The sequence below is a fragment of the Photobacterium carnosum genome (genome assembly GCF_021236965.1).
GTDB classification, from domain to species: domain Bacteria; phylum Pseudomonadota; class Gammaproteobacteria; order Enterobacterales; family Vibrionaceae; genus Photobacterium; species Photobacterium carnosum.
The window spans coordinates 57,176-70,027 of sequence record NZ_WMDN01000001.1 but is presented as its reverse complement, the minus strand read 5'-3'; the positions used below and the strand labels follow the sequence as shown (position 1 = coordinate 70,027).

General features: G+C 35.7%; 12 protein-coding genes, 1 pseudogene and 1 CRISPR repeat array. Of the genes and pseudogenes, 11 read left to right on the top strand and 2 right to left on the bottom strand.

The features are described 5' to 3' along the window. Positions 1-86: 86 nt before the first annotated feature. The 3 genes from GLP24_RS00325 to GLP24_RS00315 all read left to right on the top strand — a co-directional run bounded on the left by GLP24_RS00325 (position 87) and on the right by GLP24_RS00315 (position 2,943). Complete coding sequence (locus GLP24_RS00325) at positions 87-998, top strand: helix-turn-helix domain-containing protein (RefSeq protein ID WP_232576923.1); 912 nt, start codon at positions 87-89, stop codon at positions 996-998. A gap of 84 nt (positions 999-1,082) precedes the next feature. Beyond that, positions 1,083-2,516: a coniferyl aldehyde dehydrogenase gene (locus tag GLP24_RS00320; protein ID WP_232615339.1), complete on the top strand. Its 1,434-nt coding sequence runs from the start codon at positions 1,083-1,085 to the stop codon at positions 2,514-2,516. Beyond that, positions 2,509-2,943: an RDD family protein gene (locus GLP24_RS00315; RefSeq protein WP_152653648.1), complete on the top strand. Its 435-nt coding sequence runs from the start codon at positions 2,509-2,511 to the stop codon at positions 2,941-2,943. Before GLP24_RS00320 ends, GLP24_RS00315 begins: the two co-directional genes overlap by 8 nt. Before the next feature lie 76 nt (positions 2,944-3,019). Here the strand turns inward: GLP24_RS00315 and GLP24_RS00310 are convergent, their stop codons facing one another. Beyond that, positions 3,020-3,592, bottom strand: coding sequence for a PhnA domain-containing protein (locus tag GLP24_RS00310; RefSeq protein ID WP_101769128.1), 573 nt, complete (start codon positions 3,590-3,592; stop codon positions 3,020-3,022). A 343-nt stretch (positions 3,593-3,935) separates the two neighbouring features. Here GLP24_RS00310 and GLP24_RS00305 point away from each other — a divergent pair, with 343 nt between their 5' ends. The 5 genes from GLP24_RS00305 to GLP24_RS00290 all read left to right on the top strand — a co-directional run bounded on the left by GLP24_RS00305 (position 3,936) and on the right by GLP24_RS00290 (position 9,663). Further along, positions 3,936-5,312 (top strand): trypsin-like serine protease, encoded by a 1,377-nt coding sequence (locus GLP24_RS00305; RefSeq protein ID WP_232615338.1) that lies wholly within the window; start codon positions 3,936-3,938, stop codon positions 5,310-5,312. A 984-nt stretch (positions 5,313-6,296) separates the two neighbouring features. Continuing rightward, on the top strand, positions 6,297-6,428 hold the full coding sequence (locus GLP24_RS19800) for a hypothetical protein (protein WP_269154920.1): 132 nt from the start codon (positions 6,297-6,299) through the stop codon (positions 6,426-6,428). Between the two features lie 41 nt (positions 6,429-6,469). After that, positions 6,470-7,135 carry a response regulator transcription factor gene (locus GLP24_RS00300; RefSeq protein ID WP_101769130.1) on the top strand — a complete coding sequence of 222 codons (666 nt, stop codon included), beginning with the start codon at positions 6,470-6,472 and terminating at the stop codon, positions 7,133-7,135. Between the two features lie 14 nt (positions 7,136-7,149). Continuing rightward, positions 7,150-8,541, top strand: a complete 1,392-nt coding sequence (locus GLP24_RS00295) for a sensor histidine kinase (protein WP_232615337.1) — start codon at positions 7,150-7,152, stop codon at positions 8,539-8,541. 114 nt (positions 8,542-8,655) lie between these two features. Next, a complete protein-coding gene (locus GLP24_RS00290; protein ID WP_232615336.1) occupies positions 8,656-9,663 on the top strand; it encodes a transposase in 1,008 nt (335 codons plus the stop codon). Between the two features lie 377 nt (positions 9,664-10,040). On the opposite strand, the gene GLP24_RS00285 is transcribed toward GLP24_RS00290, so the two are convergent. Beyond that, complete coding sequence (locus GLP24_RS00285; protein ID WP_101769133.1) at positions 10,041-10,280, bottom strand: PAS factor family protein; 240 nt, start codon at positions 10,278-10,280, stop codon at positions 10,041-10,043. Between the two features lie 327 nt (positions 10,281-10,607). Between GLP24_RS00285 and GLP24_RS00280 the strand changes: the two genes are divergently transcribed. From GLP24_RS00280 to GLP24_RS00270, 3 genes and pseudogenes are all read left to right on the top strand, one after another. Continuing rightward, on the top strand, positions 10,608-11,258 hold the full coding sequence (locus tag GLP24_RS00280; protein ID WP_232615335.1) for an HAD-IA family hydrolase: 651 nt from the start codon (positions 10,608-10,610) through the stop codon (positions 11,256-11,258). Positions 11,259-11,318: 60 nt separating this feature from the next. Then, positions 11,319-11,558, top strand: coding sequence for a hypothetical protein (locus GLP24_RS00275; RefSeq protein ID WP_045040989.1), 240 nt, complete (start codon positions 11,319-11,321; stop codon positions 11,556-11,558). A gap of 58 nt (positions 11,559-11,616) precedes the next feature. Further along, positions 11,617-12,387 (top strand): annotated as a pseudogene (locus tag GLP24_RS00270) (RecX family transcriptional regulator); the annotation flags it as partial. 24 nt (positions 12,388-12,411) lie between these two features. Beyond that, a CRISPR array of direct repeats spans positions 12,412-12,739; the repeat unit is 28 nt; unit sequence TTTCTAAGCTGCCTGTGCGGCAGTGAAC. Positions 12,740-12,852 lie beyond the last annotated feature (113 nt).

Below are 12,852 nucleotides of genomic sequence, written 5' to 3'. Positions count from 1 at the left end.
ATAAGTGTGATTTTATTAATTTCAATCAAAGGAAAAATCTTTTATTTATATAAAATGCATGATTATTTTATTATATAGATATTGGTATGAAAATTATTGATAATTTGGCATTTAAAGGAAATCATGATTCAGATATCGAATTTACTTTATGTACATTAAAATCTTTATGTTTAAAAACAGAAATTCTCCCGGTTACTATTCCACATCGATTACATTTTTATTCGTTAATTATTATAACTGAAGGTGAAGGGTACCATTATATTGATTTTAAAAAATATCATTATAAAGCTGGAAGTGTGTTTATATTAGAACCTTCACAAGTTCATTATTTTGAACTAAACAATGAGAGTGATGGTTATATTTTTACCTTTACAGAAAATCTCATTTTTTCAGATGATAAAGATCAATATCGTACTGTTATCACACAATTATTTGAAAATCATAATCATGTTACAATGTCACTTAATGTAGATAATATAATTGAACAACAGGCATTAAATTTAATACTTAATGTGCAGTTATTGATACAAGAATACAACATTGCTGATGACGTATGTAAAGAAGAAATTTTACGGAGCTTATTACGCGTATTGTTACTAAAAATTGTACGATTTTATCCAACATTAGCTGAAAAATACCATCCAGATTTTATAATTATTAAACAGTTCAAACAACAATTAGAAGAGAATTTTCGAATAACACGTCAAGTGACTGATTATACGAATATATTAGGGTGTACACCTAAAAAAATCAATCATATATGTAAAGCATTAACGGGTTTTACTGCTAAAGAGTTAATTGATTCACGGGTTATTTTAGAGATTAAACGATTGTTAGCTTATAGTAATATATCCATAAATGAGATGGCGGAATATTTAGGTTTTGATGAAGCGACAAATCTTGCTAAATTTTTTAAGCGACATACTCAATTATCACCCAAAGAATTTCGTAGTGTGAGCCGAATACAAAAAACAACTATTCGACGTGCTTTTTATTAATGGTGCTCTTTAAGTTCCGTGTAAAACCCAGAAGGAATAGGTATATTAATACCATTATTTGATTGTTATTTATGGTAAGTTAACATGATCCAATATCAATCTAGATTGGTACTTGAACAATATCGTCAGCGTCAATATGATGCTTTCATACAGCAGCCGATGCCGATGGTTGAAGATCGTATCGCTGCCCTAAAAAAAGTAAAACAATTAATCATTCAGCACCAAGCTCAGATTTACGAAGCGATTGCGGCTGATTTTGGTTGTCGCTCTGCAAGTGAAACCGCATTATTAGAAATATTTACGTCTTTAGAATCGATAAATGATGCGATTAAACATGTTAAGGCATGGATGAAGCCTCAACGTCGACATACTTCTTTATGGTTCAAACCCGCAAAAAACAGGGTTATTCCACAGCCATTAGGGGTTGTGGGCATTATTGTACCGTGGAACTATCCACTTTTTTTGACTATTGCTCCAATGGTAGCGGCACTTGCTGCTGGTAATCGAGTTATGGTTAAAATGTCAGAAAATTCTCAACATCTATGTCAGCTATTACAACAATTATTTGAGGTTGATTTTAGTAATGAACAGATTTGTATTATTGCTGAAGAAGGACAAACAGGGATTGCTTTCTCACAATTAAAATTCGATCACCTTATTTTTACGGGCTCAACGACCACTGGTAAGGCTGTTATGGCTGCTGCTGCAACCCATTTAGTGCCTGTGACGTTAGAACTTGGCGGTAAATCTCCGGTTATCTTGGCGGATGATTATGATATAAAAACGGCATTATCACGTATCTTAGGTGGTAAGGTTTATAACAGCGGTCAAACCTGTGTCGCTCCTGATTATTTGTTGATCCCACAAGCATTAGAAGATGAGGTTATTCGCCAAGCTCAAGCGATTATGGTAAAGCGATTTAGTGATATTCAGCATCCTGATTATACCTCAATTATTAATGATGCTTCTTTTTCTCGTTTATGCGATACCGTTCAAGATGCACTTGAGCAGGGTGCAAAGGTTATTAATTTGATCCCTCAGTCAAAGCTTGATCCGCAACAACGTAAATTTCCCTTACAACTTGTTTGTCAGCCTACCGATGCGATGATAGTGATGCAGCGGGAAATATTTGGACCATTACTGCCAATTGTTACCTATAAAACCTTACAGCAAGCATTAGATTATATTAATGCCAGAGAACGACCATTAGCGCTGTATTTATTCAGTAATGATAAAGCGGTGCAGCAGCAAGTATTAGACCAAACACGTTCAGGTGGGGTTGCAATCAATGATGTTATGTTACATGTCGCGCAGGATGATTTACCGTTTGGCGGTGTAGGGCATAGTGGAATGGGGCATTATCATGGTCGAGAGGGATTTGAGCGCTTATCTAAAATGCGTCCGGTGATGCATCAAGCAGCGTTAAGTTCAACTAAATATCTGTATGCACCTTATGGGAAAATAGGTAAACGATTAATTAATTTTATTATAAATAGGAAATTTTCTCGATATGAATAAAGAAATGATGCCTATATATGTGGGTTTTTGGCAGCGAGTGTTAGCCAGTTTAATTGATACTGCTATTGTAGCGTTGATTAGTGCACCATTAATGTATCTTGTTTATGGTGAAATGCATCCACAAACTGACGTGTTCATTATTGGACCGATGGATGTCATTATTAACTATTTATTGCCTTTTATCGGCGTGATTTTATTTTGGGTTTATAAATCAGCAACGCCAGGAAAAATGGTGATTAAAGCCCAGATTGTTGATGCTAAAACGGGAAATAAACCCAGTATTAAACAATCGGTAATACGTTATTTAGGCTATTTTGTCTCAACGATACCGTTCGGACTTGGTTTAATGTGGGTTGGTTGGGATAAAAGAAAGCAAGGCTGGCATGATAAATTAGCCAATACCGTTGTCGTTAAATGTCTGAAATAAAAGAAATTAGGAAGACAAGAAAGCCCCTGCTGAGAATATCAACAGGGGCTTTCTTTATTCTCAAATACAGTAAGAATTACTTCTTAGTGAACGCTGAGATGATCACCATTTGCACACCGTCAGCACGACCTTGGATGTGAAGTGGGTTGTCAGACAAGCTGATGTTACGTACTGGTGTACCACGCTTGATAACCATGCTTGAACCTTTAACTGGTAGATCTTTAATGATAGTTACGCTATCACCAGCTTGAAGGATTGCACCATTTGCATCGCGAGTAGGGATTGAAGCTTGTTCTTCTTCAACAAGACCTTTTTCAGCCCACTCTTTAACGTTATCTTCTAAATACATCATGTCAACGAGATCCATTGCCCAATCAGTTTTAGTTGAAAGACGCTTAAGCTGGCGATATACCATTACTTGAACAGCAGGAACTTGACTCCACATGGTGTCGTTTAGGGCACGCCAATGGTTTTCGTCAGTTGTTTCTGGGTTTTCAAGCTGACCACGGCAAGTATCACAAAGAAGTACACAACAACCTGCACTCTTGTCTTCAGAAGCAGGAACAGCGTATACCGCTAGATTGTTTTCAGAAGAACATAGCTCACATTTTGATTCACTACGCGTTTTTAATGCTTGTTCGATAGTCATGGGAATTGTCCATTGATTTATTGTGCCAATATTATGCCGTTCTATTATACAGAAGAAAAGCAAACATGTCCCTGATCACGAAATTTATAGTACAACAGACTGTTTAATATCCAGTCAGCTTTGTTTTATTAACGTAACACCACGGTTGTTGTTTCATATTTAACAATATAGATACAGTGTTCACTAATATAAGAGAGTGTCAGAGACTTATATAAAACATGAGGTAATGTTCTTTACAGTTACATGAAAAAATGAAGCTTATCGCAGTGTGCTTGTTTCGATCTGTGCCTACAACATGTTAAGAGTAAACTATCGCGATTACTATTAAGTTTAAGGGAAAAGGATGTTCCAGTATAAATATAGTGTTTTGATGTTAGCTATTATCGCCAGTATAAGTACGCCAGTATGTGCATCATCAGATACAACAGTTTCACCTTACATCGTTGGTGGTAGTGATGTTGATACTAATACTCCAGTTAGTGAAAATTTTATGGCATCACTCCGCAATAATAAAGATGGAGAAACCCCTTTTTGTGGCGCGACGATTATCAATGATCAGTGGGTATTAACGGCAGCCCATTGCGTGGTAACAGGAAGTGATAAAAACGCAGAAGTATTAGCACCGTCTAATATTACGATTACTGCTGGGTTACTTAATAATAGCTATCCACAAAAAAAACATATATTTTCAGCTACGCATGTGGTGATACACCCCGCTTATAGTCCAGTAGCTGTGATAAAAGAGACAACAGTTAATGATCAAGTGATTACTGAGATTGTTAGTTCGGCATTGGATAACGATGTTGCTCTAATTCGGGTAAATCGTAAGTTTGTTGGTTTAGGTAAAGTTGCATTATCAACCTTATCGCAAACACAGTTGATTGAGGAACAGCTAAAACAAGAATGGGAACAAGCCAATAATCCTATTCCTACAGACCATCGTCCGGAAAATATTACCGTTTTAGGGTGGGGAGCAACGACAATTGAGGGAAGTAAACCATCAAAAACACTTAAACAGGCTAAGTTGAGTTTCTTCCCTATTAATCTTTGTTATGAGCGTATTGAGTCTAATGATAATCCGGGCTTAATTATTGATAGTCCAGCAAATATTACTAAATTATGTACATTGCCTCCTGTGGTTATTGCCGATCTTACTGGTGCAGATGCTTGTAATGGTGACAGCGGAGGTCCTATTTTTGTTATTGATAGTGAGGGCAATCAGTTACAAGTAGGTATTGTCAGTGGTGGTACGACAGGTAACCCTGTTTGCGGTTCAATGACTAGACCAGGTTTCTATGCTCGTGTAGGAAACTATACTGATTGGATTGTTGAAAATAGTAGTAAAGTGCCGACATATCCTATAACACCTCCTGATTTTCTTAATGATAAATACGGCGATCAAGATGGCGGTGACACAGGTGGCGGTGACACAGGTGGCGGTGACACAGGTGGCGGTGACACAGGTGGCGGTGACACAGGTGGTGGTGACACTGGTGGCGGTGATACAGGTGGTGGTGATACAGGTGGTGGTGATACCGGTGGTGGTGATACAGGTGGCGGTGACACAGGTGGTGGTGACACAGGTGATGATGGATGCAATGACAGCATTTCAGCGAACAATTGTAATATAGGTAAAGATCGCGATAGTGGCGGTAGTTTGGGCTTTATAGGCTTATTATTACTTTGTTCCGCTGCATTTTATAGACGTTTAAGGGACTAAATAAGAAAAAATCAGTGATTCAGCCATAAGTTAACGTTGTACTAATCATTGATGGTTACATTATTAATGTGGAAGTTAGTTTTTTAGCTAGTTTCCATTTTTTTTGCATATTAAACAATAGATTGATTTTTTAAAAATTAAATTATTACGATTAATGATTTATTTTTATTGTGAGATAAAAAGATATTTATATACCTATTGTTTCTTTGAACAGAAGACAGAAAATAAATGTATAACTTACATATATTTAACAATATATGTATTTTAAATGATAAATAAAATAAGAATAGGACTGGATTATTTAATATTAAAAGTCATTGATACTATTGTTATTTGTCTTTTATCTTTAATATCAAGTTATTACCTATTATTTATTTTGTATTTAATATATTTAAAACTAATAATTTAATGTTTTATTATTTTATCCCCTAAAATCTATTTATCCACAGAAGCTGTGCATAACTCTGTGGGAAATTCGCTAAAGCCAGATTCGGTGCAGCCTCTGGCAAAGTCAATATATAGTTAATTGAAATGTACTAATAACTTTAAATTTATTGATTTAGTTCAATGATTAAACAGAAAGCTTGTTTTATGTATTCATCATTCAAATAAAGTTTAATATTTAAAATATAAAGTTAACGCTAAAAATATATATTGAGATGAATGTTGAAAATTTGTTTCTAACATAAACGTTAAATCATGCATTAATAGGATTAAATATTATAACAATAGAATGGATATTCCATATGCGAATTTATGCGTAAAATAGTGTGATCTATATTTTAAAATGATGGATATTCTTTTATTTTAGAAGATGAAATAATTAGCTTGGACCGCTATCTATTATTGAGGTTGTTATTGATAATGGTTTTATTTCTTAATCATAGCGTGCGGTATGTTATTTTCAATTGTTCAACGTACCATTGATTGATATCTCAGAGGATATTAAAGCGCGTTTATGAACTCATATTAGGAGCAAATGGCATGTTGGCTGTGATTGAAAAACAACACCGCTTAGCAACCCAATTAGCCGTGCTAAATGAAAGATTAAACCAACAGGTCAATAGTGTAGGTAATGACATGATTGTTGATACATGGTTGATATATACAAGTTAAGCATATTATTATGCCGATGGTTTTCTTTTGGATGATTTATTGTGTCAAAAATATTAGTTGTTGATGATGATGTACAGTTGTGTGAATTACTAACCGAAGTGCTTGAAGATGAAGGCCATGATGTCAGTTGTGTTCATTGTGGAGAGTCAGCGATTGAATATTTACAAAATAAAGGGGTCGATTTAGTCTTATTGGATGTGATGCTGCCTAACCTTGATGGTATGCAAGTTGCACGTCGTATTTGCCAGCGATTTGCAACCCCTATTTTAATGTTAACCGCATTGGGCGACGAAGCGACTATGCTTGATGGTTTGCAAGCGGGTGCAGACCATTTCATTACTAAACCGTTTAAAGTACCTGAATTATTGATACGTATTAGTGCTATTTTGCGCCGTGTTGGGCTTGAGCGTCAGCGTCATATGATTCGTTCTGGTGAAGAAAAGATGGCGGCAGAAATGTCACGTTTACCATTAACCAGTACTGAAGCGGAATTATTAGAATATTTAATCAAGAATGATGGCATTGTAGTATCGAAGGCTGAATTACAAAAACAAGTGCTTAAAAAAGAATTAAGTCCATTTGATCGTAATCTTGATATGCATATCAGTAATATACGTCGTAAAATTGTACTGGCTGGTATGTCTAAATTACACATTAAAACAGTACGAGGAAGAGGCTATAGCTATTCTGAATGCGTCAATCATTAATTAAAGGATCTGTTGTGGAAAGTCTTTCCCAGCGTAAAGTGTGGTACAAGCAGTATCAACAACATGGCTTGGTGGTACGACTTTTTTCGTATTTTACCGTGAGTTTATTATTAATATTATTACTGCAAAATTTAGCTGAAATTGCATTAGTTAAAACGATGCTGCATGTGCCAAAGAATGTTCAACACAAGATGCTCGTGATGGCAGAGCAAGCCCAACAGTTAATTGATTCAGGTAGTAAACAACAATTGGGTCAATGGGAAAAGCAACAGCCGTATTATTTATTTGTAATTGATAAAAATCAACATGAAATGGGGGATAGAAAAATGCATCCTCATTTCGCTTTCAAACTGAGTTATGCTCGTGGAATTAATTCCATTTTAGATTCTCGTGTTAATCAACCTATATTTGCCATCCCGTTAAAAGAGGGCAATCAATTAATGGTGCAATTACCATATCAATTACATCCTGCCAAATATTTCTCATTTTATTTTGGATTAATTCAAGTCGTGATTGCCGCATTAATTCTATTAATGTTTTCATTTCTTATTGCGCGTTATTTACAACGACCACTAAATACCTTACGAGAGGCCAGCCGTAGTCTTGCTAGTGGTGATTTTTCAGTAAGAGTGGCAAATACTGTAAGTGATAGTAGCCTTGAATTTAAATCGCTTGCGACTGACTTTGATGACATGGCAGAAAAAATTCAAATGTTATCTGAACGTCAACGACGCTTAATTCGTGATGTATCACATGAGCTGCGTACCCCATTAGCTCGGCATAATTTATCATTACATTTAATAAGAAAACGGGTTGCGTCTGAGCACCACCATCTTGTTGATCGATTAGAACGTGAAGCTGAAGAAATGAATCAATTGGTTAGTGAAATTTTAGAATTTAATCAGCTTCAAAATATAACTGATAACGCTAATTTAATTCCCATTGATGTTGAGAGTTTGTGCTTAACGACTATTCCTAATATTGAGGCATTATTGGGTACACAACAAACCTTTACTACCGATATTGATAATAATCTGCCATTCGTCATGGGGGATACTCGTTTAATTTTGCGAGCTGTGAATAACTTACTTACCAATGCGATTAAATATGCAGGAGAAAATGCACATATTCACTTGATTTCATCGCTGGTGGTTGTCGACGGGCAACAATTTGTACAATTAAGCGTAGAAGATGATGGTTTTGGTATTGCTGAACAACATTTAAAACGAATATTTTATCCCTTTACTCGTATTGAAGGTGCACGCGATAAACAATCTGGTGGTTATGGTCTTGGTTTAGCCATTGTTAAAGAGGCAATGACGGTGATGAATGGCGCTGTTAGTGCTAAAAATCGTCAACCGCATGGATTATGTATTCATTTATTGTTACCAGTAATGAAAAAATAAATGGACAGCCATAACTTTTTAAAAAAAACAAGAAAAAAACAAGGGACAGGCATAACCTTGCACATCAACCATGAGCTACTACACTTAATCTTCAAGTTGCTTATGGTGAAGCGAATGACAATTTCAAGACGAAAATTGATAGAGCCTCAAATTACACCTTTTTATCATGTAATTAATCGCTGTGTGCGTCGTGCTTATCTGTGTGGGGATGATCCGTATAACGGTAAAAACTATCAGCACCGTCGCGGTTGGATAGTAAATAAAATCAAGCAATTAGCCGCTGTATTTTGTATTGATGTTTGTGCTTATGCTGTGATGAGTAATCATTATCACCTAGTGCTTAAAATAGATATTGAACAACAACAAAAGCTAACCCCAGAAGAAGTGATATCACGTTGGTTACAGTTATTTAGCGGCCATCCTATTGCTGTCGATTTTTTAAAAGATGGGCAAATAGCGATAGATAAACAACAAGCATTATCAAATTTAGTGGCTGAATGGCAACAACGATTAGGCAGTATTAGCTGGTTTATGCGTTGTCTTAATGAAGAAATAGCGCGAAAATCGAATAAAGAAGATCAATGCAAAGGGGCGTTTTGGGAAGGGCGATTTAAGTCTCAAGCTTTGCTAGATGAACAAGCGTTATTATCTTGCATGATGTATGTTGATTTAAATCCTATTAGGGCTGGCATTACACCTTCACTAGAGCAGTCAGATTTTACTTCAATTCAGCAACGTATTCGTGAATATCAGCAACTGAAAGCCTCCGCTAAACGATCACCATCAAATAAAAATCATTTTCAATTATTACCTTTTGTCGGTGCTGAACATCAAGCTAAAAAAGCAGGTATAAACTTTGCTTTTGCCGATTATCTTGAACTAATTGACTGGACTGGTCGCTGTATTCGAAATGATAAAAAAGGCTTTATTGCACCTAATCAACCCAAGATTTTACAGCAAATGGGAATAACACCAGATGCTTGGCTTGAGCACAGTGAACAATTTATGGAACATTATGCCAATGTAAGTGGTAGATGGTCCCGAATGTGTGCATTCAAACAACATATTGGTGGACATTGGTGCAAAGGAAAGTCGGCGAGTCATCAGTTACACCCTAATTAAACAGAGCTTCTTATAATTAGATGAACATACTGCAATAACCATCAGGATTGTGGGCGTTGTTGATCCTGAAATATGGGAATAGGACTGATTTAACAAAGAATTATAAATAATAAACTGTAAATTTTAGATTTGAGAGTTTATTGCTGGTGGAATGGTTTACTTTTGATGAGCGCTATTTAATAACTAAAATATTTGGCTGTCCACAACTAAGATAGTCCACAACTAAGATGAAATTATATGGCTGTCCATAATTAATATCTATTTAAGAGTTAAAACATTTGGCTGTCCACAACTAAGATGAAAATATATGGCTGTCCATAATTAAGTGTTTGTTAGTTTTAGCGGTCTACGAAATACCATAGCCCGCTAATTGGTATTTATTTTTCAGATAGTCCAAGACCCCTAATTGCGATATTCAAAGTGTTGTTAAAATCTGCATTATTTTCAAGTATCCCTGAGCTTGCTGGGCCAAGGGCATTTGAGTATAAGCTTAGTTGCTTGTCTAATGGCAGATCTAACTGGTTATATAGGTTTTGGCAAATTTCTGAATGTTGTTCTGGTGCATTCTTCGATAGGTCTATTAGAGTGTCATAAATAAGACTGGCAACGTTATTCATAGTCGTTCCTTAATTATTGAATGGGTTGTGTATGGGTTATATCTACCAAAGGGGTAAACGTCTGAGATATTAATCACATAATGATAAGAATGAGTGTAAATAATTACTTTTTGACTGTTATTTGCTCCCTTATTATTCAGATAATATGTATTCTATTTTAGAATGACGATGCTTATTACTTTATTATATTAGTTCATTTTTTGAATATAAGTCGTTAACGTCGCCATGATTGATCACTAGGTTGATTACATGAGTTGGCATCAGATATTTACCTTGTAAGGTTTAATCGGTAATGTGTTCTTCAATGAAATTAAGGAGATGATGTGAATGATTAAATTCGATTGTTTTATTTTTGATGTAGATGCGACGTTGGTTGATACAGAAACCGTTATTGATAACATTTGGAAAACATGGGCGAAGGGTGTTGGTATCGATTTTTCTTTAGTACAACAGCATATTCATGGTCGAAAAATTGAAGAAACATTAAGATGTGTGAATAGCGTCATTGCTAATGACGAGCAGATATTAGTTGTTAAATCGATTGCTGTTAATGAAATGAAGAAAGCGACTGCAATCCCTGGTGCACTGGAGTTCGTTTCTAAATTAGATCAAGGTTCATGGGCCATTGCAACCAGTGGTCCTAGAAATATAGCATCTACCAGTTTACATGCGGCTGGTTTTGAACTGCCCCCAGTGATGGTATGTGCCGAGGAAGTGAGTAAAGGTAAACCCGAACCTGAACCATTTTTGGTCGCGGCGAAGATGTTAAACGTGTCTCCTGAACAATGTGTCGCTTTTGAAGATTCTCCTGTAGGAATAAAATCCGCCAAGACGGCTGGTTGCTATACCATAGCTCTTCTTACCAGTCATGATGCAGTTGATTTAGCAGAGGCCGATTTGATTGTTGATGGCTTTGATAGTTTAATTCTATCTAAAGTAGAGGATAAATATTGCTTAGCTATTCGATCAAATATTTAACTTATTAAATAGGCTGTTTTAATAATAATTAAAGGTATTTCCTTTTCAAAGAGATTAGTTATGTTGTGGTTTTTGATGATAACGTTGCCGCTAGTATTAGCCGGCATTCATAAATTATTTTTGGTCTTTGACCTATATCCACGTAATAACAGCATGTATATTATTCCGGCGATTATTATCAGTTACTGCTTATTTGCCGTTCATTCTGCATTTGATCGTGATGCGCTACCTGCGGTATTAATTGCTATTTATTATATTGGTCTAACTGCGATTACAGTGCGAGCAACCATACGTCGGTAATATTTCTCTTTAATAATATATCGACGTGTATTTTTCATTACTAATAAAGACTAATAATATGAAGAAACCGTATCCTGCAAAAACCATCCAAAATGTGATTAACAGTGCGATTTATCATTTAAATTTACGTGATCATACTGAGTATGAATTGCGGAAAAAATTAGAAGCTAAAACAGAGCAACAAGATTGGATTGAGACTGTATTGCAACAAATGAAAGATTTCGGTTATGTAAAAGAAGATCTTCAATTTGCACTGCATTTTAGTGAGATGGCTTTTTCTAATGAACATGGACAACAGTACATTAAACAGAAATTAAAAGGTAAAGGTATTCCTGCAACAATCATTGAAGAAGCATTAATTGATATTATGGAGAAAAAACAAGTGTCTGAACTTGATATGATCAAAAGTCGTTTAGATAGTTATGATGATTTTAGTCAAACCACCAAAGAGAAAATAACCAACGATCTCACTAAGCGAGGATACAGTTTTCAAGATATTTCAAGAGCGATTGCGGAACATGATGCTGCCGATACGCTATTGAGCAAAGCTAAAATTAAAGGCATGAATGCTGATCTTGAAACCGAAGTATTGAAATTGGTGAGAAAGCTCAAAGGCAAAACAGTCATCAAGCAAGAGCTTAAAATGAAGCATGTTGATATTACTAATCTTGAGCAAGTCTTCTATGATTTAGAGGAAGCGGGTGAGGTCGATTTTTATGAAAACTGCCAACTTGTACTAGCAAAAAAAAGGTTTGATTTGTCGAATTTTAAAGATAAAAGTAAAGCCTATGCGTATTTATCATCAAAGGGCTATAGCTCAGATGAAATCAAAGAAGCGATGGCAGCAGTAAGTAATTAAAACTGCCTGTGCGGCAGTGAACATATCTGTCCGAAATATACGGTCGTTTTTATCTTTCTAAGCTGCCTGTGCGGCAGTGAACCAGCGGTACATTCAATTACCAGTCCTTTGTGATTTCTAAGCTGCCTGTGCGGCAGTGAACTTGCTGATGATGCTTTTAAAACTTCTGTCTTTTTTCTAAGCTGCCTGTGCGGCAGTGAACAACAGCGCACATAATAGCGAAAATGTGACACTTTTCTAAGCTGCCTGTGCGGCAGTGAACACGCCGGGAGTGATTCTCAATCTATCAATATTTTTCTAAGCTGCCTGTGCGGCAGTGAACTGAAGCGTAATTAGTATAAGTGATTGCTTATAAAAGCTAAACAGTAAATTTCAATGAAAAACCCTTTTTTTAACTGATATTTTAAGTTGTTGTTTTATATGGTTTGAATAAGT